This is a genomic window from Pseudomonas silesiensis (assembly GCF_001661075.1).
Taxonomy (GTDB): Bacteria; Pseudomonadota; Gammaproteobacteria; order Pseudomonadales; family Pseudomonadaceae; genus Aquipseudomonas; species Aquipseudomonas silesiensis.
Genome location: NZ_CP014870.1, coordinates 6,646,610 through 6,661,437, shown reverse-complemented (window position 1 = coordinate 6,661,437; position 14,828 = coordinate 6,646,610). Strand labels below are relative to the sequence as shown.

General features: G+C 60.1%; 14 protein-coding genes and 2 pseudogenes. 4 read left to right on the top strand and 12 right to left on the bottom strand.

Annotated elements, in window-relative coordinates; translation table 11 throughout:
• Positions 1–5 precede the first annotated feature (5 nt).
• Positions 6–1,154 carry an NAD(P)/FAD-dependent oxidoreductase gene (locus PMA3_RS29640; RefSeq protein ID WP_064680456.1) on the top strand — a complete coding sequence of 383 codons (1,149 nt, stop codon included), beginning with the start codon at positions 6–8 and terminating at the stop codon, positions 1,152–1,154.
• Positions 1,155–1,346: 192 nt separating this feature from the next.
• On the top strand, positions 1,347–1,622 hold the full coding sequence (locus PMA3_RS29635) for an HU family DNA-binding protein (protein WP_064680455.1): 276 nt from the start codon (positions 1,347–1,349) through the stop codon (positions 1,620–1,622).
• Between the two features lie 178 nt (positions 1,623–1,800).
• Here PMA3_RS29635 and PMA3_RS33785 read toward each other — a convergent pair.
• From PMA3_RS33785 to PMA3_RS33385, 4 genes and pseudogenes are all read right to left on the bottom strand, one after another.
• Positions 1,801–1,950 (bottom strand): annotated as a pseudogene (locus PMA3_RS33785) (DUF6124 family protein); the annotation flags it as partial.
• 15 nt (positions 1,951–1,965) lie between these two features.
• Positions 1,966–2,583, bottom strand: coding sequence for a GAD-like domain-containing protein (locus tag PMA3_RS29630; protein ID WP_064680454.1), 618 nt, complete (start codon positions 2,581–2,583; stop codon positions 1,966–1,968).
• A gap of 18 nt (positions 2,584–2,601) precedes the next feature.
• Entirely contained in the window at positions 2,602–3,948 is a 1,347-nt protein-coding gene (locus PMA3_RS29625; RefSeq protein ID WP_064680453.1) for a DUF6861 domain-containing protein, read from the bottom strand.
• A gap of 377 nt (positions 3,949–4,325) precedes the next feature.
• Positions 4,326–4,568 (bottom strand): annotated as a pseudogene (locus tag PMA3_RS33385) (DUF6124 family protein); the annotation flags it as partial.
• A 418-nt stretch (positions 4,569–4,986) separates the two neighbouring features.
• Here PMA3_RS33385 and PMA3_RS29615 point away from each other — a divergent pair.
• Positions 4,987–5,376: a hypothetical protein gene (locus PMA3_RS29615; RefSeq protein WP_064680451.1), complete on the top strand. Its 390-nt coding sequence runs from the start codon at positions 4,987–4,989 to the stop codon at positions 5,374–5,376.
• Between the two features lie 135 nt (positions 5,377–5,511).
• Here PMA3_RS29615 and PMA3_RS29610 read toward each other — a convergent pair whose 3' ends face one another.
• From PMA3_RS29610 to exbB, 6 genes are all read right to left on the bottom strand, one after another.
• Entirely contained in the window at positions 5,512–6,912 is a 1,401-nt protein-coding gene (locus PMA3_RS29610; protein ID WP_064680450.1) for an aminoacyl-tRNA deacylase and HDOD domain-containing protein, read from the bottom strand.
• A gap of 78 nt (positions 6,913–6,990) precedes the next feature.
• Positions 6,991–9,066, bottom strand: a complete 2,076-nt coding sequence (gene recG, locus PMA3_RS29605; protein ID WP_064680449.1) for an ATP-dependent DNA helicase RecG — start codon at positions 9,064–9,066, stop codon at positions 6,991–6,993.
• 9 nt (positions 9,067–9,075) lie between these two features.
• On the bottom strand, positions 9,076–10,005 hold the full coding sequence (locus PMA3_RS29600; protein WP_064680448.1) for a hydrogen peroxide-inducible genes activator: 930 nt from the start codon (positions 10,003–10,005) through the stop codon (positions 9,076–9,078).
• Positions 10,006–10,286: 281 nt separating this feature from the next.
• The gene (locus tag PMA3_RS29595) at positions 10,287–11,036 is read right to left on the bottom strand and encodes an energy transducer TonB family protein (protein ID WP_064680447.1); all 750 of its coding nucleotides are present in this window, start codon (positions 11,034–11,036) and stop codon (positions 10,287–10,289) included.
• Entirely contained in the window at positions 11,033–11,461 is a 429-nt protein-coding gene (exbD, locus tag PMA3_RS29590; RefSeq protein WP_064680446.1) for a TonB system transport protein ExbD, read from the bottom strand. Before exbD ends, PMA3_RS29595 begins: the two co-directional genes overlap by 4 nt.
• Before the next feature lie 6 nt (positions 11,462–11,467).
• Positions 11,468–12,442: a tonB-system energizer ExbB gene (gene exbB, locus PMA3_RS29585; RefSeq protein WP_064680445.1), complete on the bottom strand. Its 975-nt coding sequence runs from the start codon at positions 12,440–12,442 to the stop codon at positions 11,468–11,470.
• Positions 12,443–12,630: 188 nt separating this feature from the next.
• On the opposite strand from exbB, the gene PMA3_RS29580 reads away from it, so the two are divergent.
• Positions 12,631–13,488: an SDR family oxidoreductase gene (locus PMA3_RS29580; protein WP_064680444.1), complete on the top strand. Its 858-nt coding sequence runs from the start codon at positions 12,631–12,633 to the stop codon at positions 13,486–13,488.
• Positions 13,489–13,629: 141 nt separating this feature from the next.
• On the opposite strand, the gene PMA3_RS29575 is transcribed toward PMA3_RS29580, so the two are convergent.
• Positions 13,630–14,370 carry a hypothetical protein gene (locus PMA3_RS29575; RefSeq protein ID WP_064680443.1) on the bottom strand — a complete coding sequence of 247 codons (741 nt, stop codon included), beginning with the start codon at positions 14,368–14,370 and terminating at the stop codon, positions 13,630–13,632.
• A 71-nt stretch (positions 14,371–14,441) separates the two neighbouring features.
• A complete protein-coding gene (locus PMA3_RS29570) occupies positions 14,442–14,822 on the bottom strand; it encodes a RidA family protein (protein WP_015097371.1) in 381 nt (126 codons plus the stop codon).
• Positions 14,823–14,828: the final 6 nt, after the last annotated feature.

Here is a 14,828-nt window from a genome sequence, read left to right as displayed (position 1 = left end):
AAGGAATGAACGCACCTGTCGTGATCGTCGGCACCGGGCTGGCGGGCTACAACCTGGCCCGGGAGTTTCGCAAACTCGATGGCGAAACCCCGCTGCTATTGATTACCGCAGATGACGGACGCTCCTACTCCAAGCCGATGCTCTCCACCGGCTTCGGCAAGAACAAGGACGCCGATGGCCTGAGCATGGCCGAGCCGGGCACCATGGCCGAACAGCTGAAGGCCGAAGTGCGTACCCACACCCGTATCAGCGGCATCGATCCGGGCCACAAGCGCCTGTGGATCGGCGAAGAATCGGTGATCTACCGCGACCTGGTGCTGGCTTGGGGTGCGGAAACCGTTCGCGTGCCCATTGAAGGTGACGCGGCGGATTGTGTGTTCCCGATCAACGACCTGGAAGACTATGCCCGCTTTCGCGCGGCAGCCGCCGGCAAACGTCGGGTGTTGTTGCTCGGCGCCGGCCTGATCGGTTGTGAATTCGCCAATGACCTGATCCTGGGCGGTTATGAGGTGCAACTGGTTGCACCCTGCGAGCAGGTGATGCCGACCCTGCTGCACCCGGCAGCCGCCGCGGCGGTCCAGGCCGGGCTGGAAAGCCTGGGCGCACGCTTCCACCTCGGGCCGGTGCTCAACCGCCTGCAGCGAGTTGCCGACGGGCTCGAAGCGCATCTGTCCGATGGCCAGGTCATTCCTTGCGATGTGGTGGTGTCGGCCATCGGTCTGCGCCCGCGCATCGACCTCGCCGCCGCTGCCGGCGTGCAGGTCAATCGCGGGGTGGTGGTCGACCGTCACCTGAAAACCTCCCACGCCAATATCTACGCGTTGGGGGATTGCGCCGAGGTCGATGGGCTGAATCTGCTGTACGTCATGCCCCTGATGAGCTGTGCGAGAGCGCTGGCACAAACCCTTGCCGGAAATCCCACCGCGGTCAGTTACGGACCGATGCCGATCACCGTGAAAACCCCGGTCTGCCCCTTGGTGGTGTCGCCGCCGCCACGGGGTACGGAGGGCGTCTGGACGGTCGAAGGGCAGGGCGCCGACATCAAGGTTTTATGCCGTGACGCCAGTGGAAATTTGCTCGGTTATGCCCTGACAGGCGCGGCGGTGATGGAAAAACTGGCACTGAACAAAGCGCTTCCGCCACTGCTGGCGTAAATACCGGTCGTTCTGTCGGAATCACCCCGCTTTTGCCCCTACAAAGGTCGCGCCGAGACTGGCGCGGCTCTGCCGTGCGTGCCATCCTCATTCCCGTCTGCCGCAGAGTAGAGCATCTGCGGCACCTTGGGCGCTGTTCCAACGAGAACGGCACGGACATAACAACAAAAAACCGTCAAAGGGGCTTCACTAATGCGTAAACCAGATCTCGCCGCCGCCATCGCGGAAAAAGCAGACCTCACCAAAGAACAGGCCAATCGCGTTCTCAACGCCGTTCTCGAAGAAATCACCGCCGCTCTGCACCGCAAGGACAGCGTCACGCTGGTGGGCTTCGGGACCTTCCTGCAACGCCATCGCGGAGCACGTACGGGCAAGAACCCGCAAACCGGTGAGCCAGTGAAAATCAAGGCCAGTAATACCGTTGCGTTCAAGCCGGGCAAGTTTTTGAAAGATAGTGTTAATCCGTAATACGTCCTCCCACCCGCGTTGCGGGGGAGTGGAAAAAAAATGGGCACGCCAACGAGGTTGGGTGCCCATTTTTTATGCGGCACGACGCTGGTCTTTGTAGGAGCTGGCTTGTCGGATCGCCGCACCGCAGCGAAAGCGGAGTGTCAGGCGACATCAATATTGAGCGATGCGCCGCCATCGCCATTTCGGGCTCATCCGGATGTTCCAGCCTCGCTCCACCAATAAAATGCACCCCGTCGGCCATACGACTGAGCGTCAGGGCTACAGAGCGGTGTGAACTGTCCGCATCGTCGGCGATGGCGCTGATGGATAGTAGATCTTCTGAACTGCCCCCTGATGACTCTTAAAGGTCTGAAAAGCTATAGGGCTGAAGCTCGGTGATCTGAGACAGCAGTGTCAGATGCTCCACCGCCTTTACTTTCTCAAGATGACCAAGGGTGTCCGGGCCGCCGAACATCAGTGCTGGAACAAAACCGTACATTTCATCGTGACGCAGGGCGCCCAGCTTTTTCATAGCTGGCTTGAACAGATCGCCATAATCGTTGGATTCAATATCCGTGGATAGTAAAAAATCTTGAAGTTCCCGATCCATTTCTTCATTTGTAAGGTCGAAGTTGTGGATAACACATCGAGAAAGAACACTGGTTATCTTAAGAGAAAATCCAGTTTTTTCACCCCAAAGGTACAGGTCGCCAAATGCGCTACGGGCGATTAGGTGATAGGTATCCCGCTCGACCAGTTTTGTTCCTTCAATCCACGATCCCACCACCCCCTCGTACTCTTGGGGGTTGACTATCCAAAAAATCCCGTCACCGTAACCGCACCAACCGTGTTCGGCCCAGTATTCCAATAGCTGATTTGGCAACTTACCTCTATAACGTTCAATACTAGACACCGGTACTTCCTGCCGATCAATGAGCCCGCCAAACTTCTCTATAAACCTAGCAAATACTTTGTCCACGTGATGCCTCCTTACTAATTAGCATTTATGTAGTTTTACATTGAGAAAAGTTGACTCTCGCATTGATTGGGGTACGTTTTCAGCAGCAACCTTCAAATGTGCGATTTTCGGCCTCCACTGAGGACCAATACTGGAGTTCACTTGTCGATCCCCAAAGTCCGCAATGACGTCCTTGCCACCAGCGCTCAGATCAGGATTATGCAGCCCTGCAAGGTTTGACATCGTTTCCTTGGCTTTTTTGATTGCAGCGTCTGCCGCTTCGAGCGTGTCTAGGTTTCGATAATCCTTTTGGAATCGCTTTCTTAACGTATTCTCTAAATCCTTCCGTGCCCTTCTGGCAGCCGCCCGGCTACGCTTCACCGGATTAGCAATATTCTCCAAATATTCATCAACCGTCAGCCGATTCAGTCCGTCCTCTTGCCCCTTCAACTGCCGCTCGAACTCTCCGATTTTAGACGCTGGCAGCTTGTCCGCTTTGAAACATTCGACTTTATGAAGCGGCATCGCGTTCGGTTTGTCACGTGGGGCGTCTTTTTCTTTTCCAGATGGACGATGTGCGGGTGGCCCAGGCTCCTGCGGGCCGAGTGCACCTTTGCGCGGTGCCGAGGTTTGCAGGTCGGGTCGTTTTTTCAGTGCGTCTTCATGCTTGAGCATCCATTCGCCCAACCGCGCACCTTTGGGGCTCGCTTGCATTTCCTGGGCAAGGACGTGGGCATTGCCTCGTCCACGGGTGATGTAAGCAACGATGGCGCCAAGCAGCAGGGCGACGACCTCCACATGCCCCAGCGCGATGTCATGTGCGGCGCTTCTTTGGGCGAACGGATCGTCCCGGCTGAACGGGTTTAACCCTTCCTCTCCCCGTGGGCCTTTCCATGCGGTGTTGATGCCAGTCAGGTAATACTCGCCAATGCGCGGCAAGCCTTCGACGAAAAACTCGGCGATGGACGTCAGGCCGAGTATGCCCAATATCCAGGTGCTGGCTTGCAACCCCATCGCGGCACCGGCGGCTCCCATGGGAATGGCGCCAGCCCCTCCGAGAAACGCGCCCGTACCCGCACCGATGGCTCCTCCGATCAACACACTGCCGGCAACGATCATTGCCATTTGACTGACGACTTCGATCAACTCGTTGAGGATGCTGGAGATGTCGAGGTCAGAGAAGCGTTGTCTCAATAAGCGGCCAGCTTCCCATTCGGCTTGAATGAACGCGGACCTGACACTGTTGATACGACGGATGTTGAGGGAGAGGGAGGGGGCACGCTCGTTGAATTGCGTGCGATAGGTGGCTCCTCCTTGATAGCCCATCTGATGAGTTATACGGTTTTCAATCTCGTGCCATGTGGGCACGATGTGCCATAAAAACATTCAATTGTCTCCCTGACAATTCGCCCGTTAGTGCGTTGATAATCCCGGTATCCATTACCGAATTACGCTAACAAGTTATTGAAAGGGGAGATGTAGGAAGGCTCTTTTGCTGTTGTCGGAAACTTCCCTTATTTCGGGATGTTGCATCCGTGACTAACAAGAACACGCCTCAAACTGCGCCATGATGAGGTAGCGCTTCGTTGTGGGGCGCTATCATTTCTGGCGCGATTGACCACTACCCTGTGGGAGCGAGCTTGCTCCGGGCGGCGTTCCGACGATGAACAAGTAGGCGGCGCGTCTTTATAGGCAGCACGCGTAATCGTTTACGTCCATCGCGAGCAAGCTTGCTCCTACAGGTGGATATCCCTGATATCTCTTTACGTCTTGTGCGGGGCCTCCGCCGAATTCGGTGAGTCGATGTGATCCAGTGCTCGGTCCACCAATAGATACACGCCGTCGGCCATTCTGCTGATAGCCAGGGCTATAGAGCGGCTTCGGCCTTCTACGTCGTCGGCCAGGTCTGCGGCGATGGCGCTGATGGACAAAAGGTCTTCTGAGGCGTTTGCGAGGAGGGCTTCGGTTTGGATGTCGGGGGAGACGGTGAAGAGTTGGCCGTTCCGGAGTCTGGGTCTGGATGGATTGTGTTCGTCAGGACGGGAGCTTGGGATTTTCATAGTGATGAACCTCATGGATTAACAAGTGTTCTCCCGATTTACGGACTTGCACATCCGTGTCACCGATTTTTCGGTGACGGCCAGAGGTTAGCGGCGAAGGTGAGGCGCGGATAGTTCATGGCGGGCGACGCGTTTTGCAGGAATTTTCCTATAAGGTTGAGGGGATCAAGATCAAATAATCGCAGCCTGCGGCAGCTTCAGCAGGGAGGTCGGAGTCGTTGCTGCTTCGGTGCGTTTCGTCAGTGACTTGGTAGTCATCGGCGTCAAAAAATAGCGCATCTTCCTCTATCGCAAACGATGGTGGCGTTCTGTCTTGAAGCCGCTACACTGCGCCGGCCGTTCATTTTCCTTTGAGGCTGTGCGTATGAAATTTCGTTTTCTTCTGTGGGTTTTGGGTCTGTTGATGGGTAAGGCCAGTCGGACTAATCCTGCGTTCCAGCAGCAGTTGGGTGACAAGGATCTGGTGTTCCAGCTGCAGACTCTTGATGGGAAGGTGGCGCGGCATTTCCGGGTGAAGGATCAGCGCATTACCAGCAAGTCCGGTGTGTATGCCGAGCCGGCGTTTGCGATTGCCTTTAAAGACGCCGCCTATGGCTTTGCCACGATGCAGGCGAAGAACAAGCAGTTGGCGTTTATGACGGGGATTCAGGACAAGTCGATTCAGATCAAGGGTAATCCGGCGCTGGTGATTTGGTTTCAGGGATTGACCAAGTATTTGAAGCCGAGGAAGGCGAAGGCCAAAGCCAAGGTTTGAGGTGGTCAGTCAGACCGAGGTGGATTCATCGCGGGCAAGCCCGCTCCCACAGGTTTTGCGTCGTTACCAAATGGGTTGAACGACGCGATCCTGTAGGAGCGGTGCTTGGTCCGGGCGGCGATCCGACGAAGCTTTTCAGGCCGGGCCGAATTGTGAAGCCAGTTCGCGCAGCAGCAGTTCAGCCTCAAGCACTTTACTGACGACCTCGTCGGCTTTGTCGCGGCTGATGTTCAGGCGTTCCAGCAGGGCGTCGGGGATGTCTTCGACCGGGCCTGCGCCGACGCCGCGGCTGCGCAGCAGACGTACGGCCAGGCAGACGAGGTTCGGGTATTCGGCGTAGTCGCCGTCGTAGCTCGGGTCGTGCTGGAAGCGCAGGGCGGTGGTCAGTTCATCCGGCATGTCCCAGTAGCGCATCAGCCACGCACCGATCTGTTCGCGGCTGATGCCCAACAGGTGTTGCTCCACAAAATTGTGGGTCAGGTGCGGATTGACCTCCAGGTGGCGGCAAATCAGCGAGAAGTGCGGCGGGAACACGTGGGCCAGCAGCAGGTAGCCGAAGTTGTGCAGCAGGCCGGCGAGGTAGGTCAGGCCGGCTTCGGGTCGCTGGGCGCGCGGCATGGCGCGAGTCAGGCCGTCAATGACGGCAGCGGTGTAGATCGACTGCTGCCAGTACGGCGTGGTCTGTTGCGGGTGATCCTTGGGCAGGCTCAGGGTTTTGCCCAGGGCCAGGCCCAGCGCCAAATTGATCACCAGGTCGAAACCCAGCACCCGGACGATGGCGTCTTCCACTGAGCGGATCTTGCTCGGCGAGGCGTAGTAGGGTGACGCCGCCCAGCTGATGACTTGTGCGGCCAGGGCCGGATCGGTCTCGACGACGCCGGTAATGTCGTCGATGGAGGCGTTGGGATCGACCCGCAGCTTGATGATTTTCTGCGCGGTCGTGGCCAGGGGCGGGATTTCGATGGTTTCTTCCAGGCGTTGCTGGATGCGCCTCGCGGTGAACGCCTGGACGGCCCGGGTGATTTCCTGGCGGTCATCGTCGGGCCGGTCGAGGTTCGGGCGGATGCTGGTCAGGGTTTCGCCGAAGTTTGCGGCGCTGGCCTTGGTCAGCAGGGTTTTGAAGTCTTCGCGGGTCACTTCCAGCCATACGCCAGGCTCCCCAGCATCGATCAACAATGTCGATTCGCCCAGCAGGCTTTCTTCGTACAGGCACGGCGAACTGGTCAGCGCCGGCATGCCGGGCAGCAGGCTCAGGTTGTGTTTGCCGAGCATTTTTACCCGACGTTCGGTGGACACGGCGGTCAGCCGGCGACCTGTAAGTTCGGTGAGGCGGTTGAGGTCCAGCAATTGGCTCTGAGGGAACAGCACCATGAGCGTGCCGACCGTATCGTCGAGCAGAACCGCCTGCACTTTGCGGGCGGCGTTCAAGCCGTGGCGGTCGAGAACTTCATCAAAGGCAATGCCCTGCTTGCCCAGCAGCAGCCGAATTGCAGACGGCGTATGCGGGATTTGGGGGGCGAGGGCAGCGTCAGTCATGGCGTAGATCCGTTCTCGAACAGTTGCAGGAGTATAACCATCATCTTTAGCACGCCGGTCCGGAAACTGCGACGCTGCTCACACTTGGCCGTATTGCTGCCCGTGACGCAGCCAACGGTCGAGCAGCGGGCTGACGTGATCGGGCCAGCGTTCCAGCAGTGCCTGCGCAGCATCGCGTACAGCGGGCAACAGATCGGCGTCGCGCATCAGGTCAGCGACCTTGAATTGCAGCAGGCCGGTCTGGCGCGTCCCGAGCATTTCGCCGGGGCCGCGCAGTTCGAGGTCTTTTTCGGCGATGACAAACCCGTCGTTGGTTTCGCGCATGATGCCCAGCCGCTGACGACCGATCTGTGACAGCGGTGGATGGTAGAGCAATACGCAATGGCTGGCGGCACTGCCCCGACCGACGCGTCCGCGCAACTGGTGCAGCTGCGCGAGGCCAAGGCGTTCGGGGTTTTCGATGATCATAAGGCTGGCGTTGGGTACGTCGACCCCGACTTCGATCACAGTGGTTGCGACCAGCAGTTGCAGGTTTGCGGCCTTGAACTCGGCCATGACGGCGGCTTTTTCGGCAGGCTTCATGCGGCCGTGGATCAGCCCGACCTTCAGCTCGCCAAGGGCGGCGGTGAGGTCTTCATAAGTGGTTTCGGCGGCCTGGCAGGTCAGTTCTTCCGACTCTTCGATCAGCGTGCACACCCAATAGGCCTGCCGCCCTTCGGCACAGGCGCCGCGCACCCGTTCGATGACTTCGACCCGCCGGGTATCGGTGACCAGCACCGTGTTGACCGGAGTGCGACCGGGCGGCAATTCGTCGAGGATCGAAGTGTCGAGGTCGGCGTAGGCGCTCATGGCCAGCGTTCGCGGAATCGGGGTGGCGGTCATGATCAGCTGATGCGGACACATCCGTCCGCCGACGCCTTTCTGTCGCAACGCCAGGCGTTGTTGCACACCGAAGCGGTGCTGTTCGTCGATGATCGCCAGCGCGAGATTCTTGAACTGCACTTCTTCCTGGAACAGCGCGTGGGTGCCGACCACCATGGGGACGCCACTGGCGATCTGTTCCAGGGCAGTTACGCGGTTCTTGCCCTTGAGTTTGCCCGCCAGCCAGGCCACTTCGATGCCCAGCGGTTCGAGCCAGCGCTTGAAGGTGATGAAATGCTGCTCGGCGAGGATTTCGGTGGGCGCCATCAGCGCCACTTGATAGCCCGCTTCCAGCGCCTGCAAGGCGGCGAGGGCGGCGACCACGGTTTTACCCGCGCCGACGTCGCCCTGAATCAGGCGCAGCATCGGTTCGTGCTGACTGAGGTCGTAGGCAATCTCGTTGCCGACCCGTTGCTGGGCGCCGGTCGGGGTAAAGCCCAGGTTGGCCAGGTACCTGGCCGGCAGCTTCGTCGCTTTCGGCATCGCGGGTGCACGCAAGGAGCGCATGCTCTCGCGCAAACGCTGCTGGGACAGTTGATGCGTCAGCAGCTCCTCGAAGGCCAGACGGTGCTGCGCCCAGTGATGACCGAGGGCGAGCTCGTCGACATCGGCATCGGCCGGCGGGTGATGCAGGTAACGGATCGCATCGGCCAGCGGCGCCAGTTGATAATCCCGCGCCAGTTCGGTCGGCAGCCAGTCGGGCAAGCTGGTCGGGCCGAGCATCGTCAGGGTTTGCATGCACAGTTGGCGCAGGCGCTGCTGCGTCAGGCCTTCGGTGAGCGGGTAGACCGGGGTCAGGGTTTCGTCCACCGGCGGCGGCTCGTCGCCGGTGATGGCGCGGTATTCCGGGTGGTAGATCTCCAGCCCCGACGCCCCGGGCCGTGCTTCGCCGTAGCAGCGAATGCGGGTGCCACGCTTGAGGCCTTCTTTCTGGGCGTTGCTGAAATGATAGAAGCGCAGGCTGAGCCCGCCGGTGCCATCCTGCAAGCGCACCACCAGGCTGCGGCGTCGGCCCATGACCACGTCCGCGCCGCTGACGGTGCCTTCGATCACCGCGTCTTGTCCGGGCCGCAAATGGCCGATCGGCACCACGCGGGTACGGTCCTGATAACGCAGCGGAAGGTGAAACAGCACATCCTGGAGATTCTCCAGGCCGACCTTGGCCAATTTCTCGGCCATGGCTTCGCCGACACCCTTGAGTGCCGTCACCGACACTTGTGACAACTCGGTCATGGCTGCGGCTTAACCGGCAACTACCGGCGCTGGCGGCTTGGCCACCGAGCACAGGCGAATGGAGTCGGCGAGGATCTCGATGGCTTTGGGCCGCGGGAAGCTCGCGCGCCAGGCGATGGCCACAGTGCGGAACGGCACCGGGGGCGACAAAGGGCGCACTTCGATCACGCCGGGGGCGTAGTGATGGCTGTCGACCGCGGAAAGCGGCAGGATCGAGATGCCCAGGCCGGAAGCGACCATGTGACGGATGGTTTCCAGCGAGCTGGATTCCACTGTGGTGTGCTTGGCGCCGTCGTTGCCCTTGGCCAGGGTCGGACAGGCTTCCAGCACTTGATCACGGAAGCAGTGGCCTTCGCCAAGCAGCAGCAGGCTCTTGTCGTTGAGCAGGGCGGCGTCGATGGATTGCTTTTGCGTCCACGGGTGCTGGGCCGGCATCAGGACGTAGAACGGCTCGTCGTAGAGCTGCAAGGTCAGCACGTCGGCTTCGTTGAACGGCAGGGCGATGATGATCGCGTCGAGCTCGCCGTTGCGCAGTTTGTCGCGCAGCACGTGGGTGAAGTTTTCTTCGATGTACAACGGCATCTGCGGGGCGACCCGGTGCAGTTGTGGAATCAGGTGCGGAAACAGGTACGGGCCGACCGTGTAGATGGCGCCGACTTTCAGCGGTGCGGTCAGCTGGTTCTTGCCGGCCTGGGCCAGTTCGCGGATGCCTTGGGCCTGTTCCAGGACTTTTTGCGCCTGGGCCACAATGCCTTCGCCGACCGGTGTCAGGCGCACGGCGCTCTTGCTGCGCTCGAAAATCAGCACACCGAGTTCATCCTCGAGCTTTTTCACACCCACCGACAGCGTCGGCTGGCTGACATGGCAACGCTCGGCCGCGTGGCCGAAGTGCTGCTCTTGGGCGAGGGTAACGATGTAGCGTAATTCTGTGAGGGTCATAGCTAGCGTCCATGAAGTTGCGGGCCAAGCATACCGGCTGCAATCGATAGACGCACGTTATCAGACTGAATGTGTTGCGTGACACTGGGCGATGCGTGTTTGCCGCTGGCGGGTATGCAAAAGGCACCTTTCGGGCGCCTTTGTGGTTCGAGTCTTGCGACTGGAGGAGAACCTTGTGGGAGCGGGCTTGCCCGCGATAGCGGTTTAACATTCAACAAAGTTGCTGGATGTTCCTGCCTCATCGCGGGCAAGCCCGCTCCCACAGGTTTTTGTGTGACGCATTAGCGCCGGCGCTTTTCCAGCGAGTAAACAAAGGGCGCAACGATTTCGATGGCGCCATTGGTCAACATGTCGACCGGAGGCTTGGGCAGCGGCTGGGCGCGGCGGATCATTTCCAGGGTGGCCCGGTCCAGATCGGCGTTGCCGGAACGGCCCACCAGCTCGAACGACAACACATTACCTTCGCCATCCACCACAAAGCGCAGGCGGTTCAGACCTTCCTTATTCCGCGCCTGTGCACTGGCCGGGTACTTCTTGTACTTGGCCAGATGGGCGAGCAGGGTGCCTTGCCAGCTGGCCTTGGCCGCTTGCTGCGCCGCCGAAGGTCCCGGTGCCGGTTGTGCGGATTTCTCCGTCGGTGCCTGGGTCGGTTGGGTGTCGGCCGGTTTTTCCTCGGAAGGTTTTTCCTTCGGCGGTTCCGGTTTTTTCTCCACTGGCTTGGGCGGTTGAGGCTTGGGCTTGGGTTTGACCGGCTTCGGCACGGCAATCTCGGCTTTCGGCGCTTCCGTCAGTTTCGGGATTGGCAGTTCTTCCACCGGTGCGGGTGGCTGTGGCGGCGTTATCACCTTGGGCGGTGCCGGTGGTGGCGGTGCCGGAATTGGCGCCAACTCGACCATCATCGCCTGCGGCGGCAGCTCGATCGGTGGGCGCGACGTCCAGTTCAGTGCCAGCGCAATGGCCAGCGCATGGACGCCCAGCACCACGGCCAGGCTCCCGCCGTAACGCGTCAGCTTATGGCGCGTCGTGATCATTTCTTGACTGCCGTCTCGAGACCGACCAGGCCGACCTTCAGGTAGCCGGCAGAGCGCAGGTTGTCCATCACGCTCATCAGGTCGCCGTAGTCCACGCCTTTATCGGCCTGGAAGAAGATCGTCGTGTCTTTCTTGCCCTTGGTTCGGGCGTCCAGCGTGGCACCCAGCGATTCGGCTTTCACTTCTTCTTCGCCGAGGAACAGGCGTTGGTCAGCTTTCACACTGAGGAACACCGGTTTCTCTGGCCGTGGCGCCGGTTTGGCAGTGGAAGCGGGCAGGTCGACCTTGATGTCCACGGTGGCCAGCGGCGCGGCCACCATGAAGATGATCAACAGCACCAGCATCACGTCAATGAAGGGCGTGACGTTGATTTCGTGGTTCTCGGCCAGATCGTCGTCTGCGCCTTCTTTCAAATGCAGGCCCATGGCCGATTACCCCACTTTCACCATGTGCGGTTGCGAGCTGCGCTCAGGCTGGTGGTCGAGGTCGCGGCTGACCAGCAGCAAGACTTCTGCCGACGCGTCAGATACCTGCGCCTTGTAACCGGCGATGGAGCGGGCGAACACGTTGTAGATCACCACCGCTGGAATGGCGGCCACCAGGCCCAACGCAGTCGCCAACAACGCTTCGGCAATGCCGGGTGCCACGACCGCAAGGTTGGTGGTCTGGGTTTTGGCGATGCCGATGAAGCTGTTCATGATGCCCCATACGGTACCGAACAGGCCGACGAACGGCGCGGTGGAACCGATGGTGGCGAGCACGCCGGTGCCGCTGCTCATGTTGCGACCGCAGGCGGCAACCAGGCGCTCGAGGCGGAAGGCGACGCGTTCCTTGATGCCTTCTTTCTCGCGGCTGTTGGTCGACAGGCGCATCTCTTCCAGCGCATCGTGGACCAGCAGGTTGGCGAGGGTGCCAGCCTTGGTGGCGGTCGCGCTGGCTTCTTTGAGCGTGGTGGCCTTTTTCAGGCGGACGATCTCATCGCGCAGACGACGCTTGGCGCCCATCAGCTCGAAGCCCTTGGCGATCCAGATGGTCCAGGTGATGATCGAAGCGATGGCCAGGCCGATCATCACGATTTTCACGATGATGTCGGCGTTCTGGTACATGCCCCATGGTGACAGGTCGTGGGCCATGCCGAGGGTGTTGTCGGCTTCGAGGACTTCAGGAGCGTCTTCGGCGGTGGTATCTACAGCTTGGGCCGGGTCAGTTGCGGCTGGTGTCGCGGCAGGCGCGACAGCGGGTGCTTGATCGGCAGGTGCCGCAGCTGTAGCGGCAGGGGAGGCTGGCGCTTGTGCGTCAGCGAAAGCGGCGGTTGGCGCCAGCATCAGGCTGAGCAGCAGGGCGGCCACCGCGCTCCAGGCGCGAGGTCGTTTGGTTGGCGAAGCGGGGAATTGATTGCGTGTCATGCTGGCCGGACCTGAGAAAGAAAAAGGTAAATGTTCTTCCAGGCCTCGTGAGGCCGAGAACAAAAGTGGCAGGCATTATTGCAAGTAATTCTTGTTAACAAAAGTAATAGAGTATCTTTTTTTCCTGCATTACTAGCCGCTCGTCCATTGCCGGCGCTAGTCTGTGGCTTTGCGATAGGAGTTTTCTGATGTCCGCACCCACTGTTTTGATCGCCGGTTGCGGTGATGTCGGCAGTCGTCTGGCCACGCAATTGCTGGGCGAACGATGGCAGGTTTATGGTCTGCGTCGCAGTGTGTCGCGGTTGCCGGCCGGGGTCATCGGTGTTGCCGGTGACTTGTTCAGCGAGCAGTGCCCGGCTGACTGGCCCACCGGTCCGCTGGATTATCTGGTGTACAGCGCTGCCGCCACCGACCACGATGAAGCAGGCTATCGCGCCGCTTACGTCGAGGGTTTAAAGCATGTGCTGGGTTGGCTGAAGCAGAATGGCCAGCAGCCAAGGCGGGTGTTGTTCGTGTCCAGCAGCAGTGTTTACGGTCAGCAGGAAGGGGAGTGGGTGGATGAGACTTCACCGACCATTTCCGCGGGCTACTCGGGTCGTTTGATGCTGGAGGCAGAGCAAGTGGCGCTGCAAAGCGGGATCCCCGCCAGCATCGTGCGCCTGACCGGCATCTACGGTCCGGGCCGTGAATGGTTGCTGACCCAGGTTCGTCGAGGGTATCGCGTGGCGACCGATCCGCCGTTGTATGGCAACCGGATTCATGTTGACGACGCGGCGGGGTTGTTGGCGTTTCTGCTGGAGGCGGATCGACGCGGCGTGGGGCTGGATGAGGTTTATATCGGCGTGGACGACGCCCCTGCGCCCCTGGCGCAAGTGGTGGACTGGCTGCGTGAGTATCTGGGCGTGACGGAGTGGGCTGAGGATGCGAGCGTGCGTCGTACGGGCAGCAAGCAGTGCAGCAATGCCCGGGTAAAGGCGTTGGGGTGGGTGCCGAAGTATCCAAGCTATCGCGAAGGGTATGCCGCGATTCTTGAAGGCCGCTGCTGAAATCCAGACACCCACGACACTGTAGGAGCGAGGCTTGCCCGCGAAGGCGTCATAACTACCAGCATCTATGTCGGCTGTTATATCGCCTTCGCGGGCAAGCCTCGCTCCTACATTGGGTTTTGCGTTGACCTTTGATCCGGGTCACTGCTTCTCCAGCAGCCACTTGCGCGCGCCCGGCGTGAACTGCGGCATTTCGTCCGTATGCGCCGTGTTCACCGCCTGCAGAATTTCCAGTTCCTTGCCCTTGCGCGCAAAGATCCAGGTATTGCCCTGGCCGTTCAGTTGCAGCCACATGTTGTCGTTTCCGCCGCTCATCGAAGCGCAATCACCCGCCAGGCACAGGGCATAACGATCCGCCCCCGGCAAACCGGCAACCTGGCCGTCGGCCTGGAATTGCACGGTGTTGCCTGCGCCGGGCCCGTTGATGACTTTCCAGCTGCCACCCATATAAGAGGAATACAGCGCGCGTTCGAAACTGGCGCCAAGTGGCGCGCCGTCCGGTACCTGAACCTGTGCACGATCGAAGACCTGTTCCGGCTCGTTCTCGCCGGCGGCCTGGCTCAATTGCTTGCCATCGCGCTTCAGTTCACTACCGGCACTGCCATAAAAGTCGACTTTCCAGGCGCCGGACGTTTCGCCCAGCAGCTTGCCGTCGACGTTTTCAAAACCGTTGGTGTAGCGGGCCTGAGCGGCCTTGGTGTTGACGTCCCACTCCAGGTTCGGGCCATAGGCCTGGAGCGCTTCACGCAGGGGACCGCCTCTGGATGCAGCATCGATCGCCACCTGGTTGATCCAGGTGCCGCTGATGTCGCGGTCGGCAGGGTTGCTGGCACATCCGCCCAAGAACAGGGCAAGCAGCGAGAGAACAAGCGCTTGGCGCATGGTGGAATCCTTTCTGAACGCTTTTTTTCAGCATCAGCAGCGCAGCCCGTCAAGGGCTGCGCCGTATGCATTTACTCGATGACCAGGATGGCATCCATTTCAACCTGCGAACCCTTCGGCAGGGCGGCTACGCCGATGGCGGCGCGGGCAGGGTAAGGCTGGTCAAAGTACTTGCCCATGATCTCGTTGACCTTGGCAAAGTGGCTCAGGTCGGTGAGGAAGATGTTCAGTTTGACGATGTCCTTGAACGAACCACCGGCGGCTTCGGCCACGGCCTTGAGGTTCTCGAACACCTGGATGGTCTGGGCTTCGAAGCCTTCGACCAGTTCCATGGTTTTTGGGTCCAGGGGGATCTGGCCCGACATGTAAACGGTGTTGCCAGCCTTGATCGCCTGGGAGTAAGTACCGATGGCGGCCGGGGCCTTGTCGCTGGTGATAACAGTCTTGGTCATGAATGA

Bases quoted from the DNA above. Each gene is read 5' to 3' on its own strand.
- PMA3_RS29610 (WP_064680450.1), bottom strand. From the start codon at position 6,912: ATGACTGACGCTGCCCTCGCCCCCCAAATCCCGCATACGCCGTCTGCA.
- PMA3_RS29600 (WP_064680448.1), bottom strand. From the start codon at position 10,005: ATGACCCTCACAGAATTACGCTACATCGTTACCCTCGCCCAAGAGCAG.
- PMA3_RS29615 (WP_064680451.1), top strand. From the start codon at position 4,987: ATGAAATTTCGTTTTCTTCTGTGGGTTTTGGGTCTGTTGATGGGTAAG.
- exbB (WP_064680445.1), bottom strand. From the start codon at position 12,442: ATGACACGCAATCAATTCCCCGCTTCGCCAACCAAACGACCTCGCGCC.
- PMA3_RS29580 (WP_064680444.1), top strand. From the start codon at position 12,631: ATGTCCGCACCCACTGTTTTGATCGCCGGTTGCGGTGATGTCGGCAGT.
- PMA3_RS29640 (WP_064680456.1), top strand. From the start codon at position 6: ATGAACGCACCTGTCGTGATCGTCGGCACCGGGCTGGCGGGCTACAAC.
- exbD (WP_064680446.1), bottom strand. From the start codon at position 11,461: ATGGGCCTGCATTTGAAAGAAGGCGCAGACGACGATCTGGCCGAGAAC.
- PMA3_RS29575 (WP_064680443.1), bottom strand. From the start codon at position 14,370: ATGCGCCAAGCGCTTGTTCTCTCGCTGCTTGCCCTGTTCTTGGGCGGA.
- PMA3_RS29570 (WP_015097371.1), bottom strand. From the start codon at position 14,822: ATGACCAAGACTGTTATCACCAGCGACAAGGCCCCGGCCGCCATCGGT.
- recG (WP_064680449.1), bottom strand. From the start codon at position 9,066: ATGACCGAGTTGTCACAAGTGTCGGTGACGGCACTCAAGGGTGTCGGC.
- PMA3_RS29625 (WP_064680453.1), bottom strand. From the start codon at position 3,948: ATGTTTTTATGGCACATCGTGCCCACATGGCACGAGATTGAAAACCGT.
- PMA3_RS29635 (WP_064680455.1), top strand. From the start codon at position 1,347: ATGCGTAAACCAGATCTCGCCGCCGCCATCGCGGAAAAAGCAGACCTC.
- PMA3_RS29595 (WP_064680447.1), bottom strand. From the start codon at position 11,036: ATGATCACGACGCGCCATAAGCTGACGCGTTACGGCGGGAGCCTGGCC.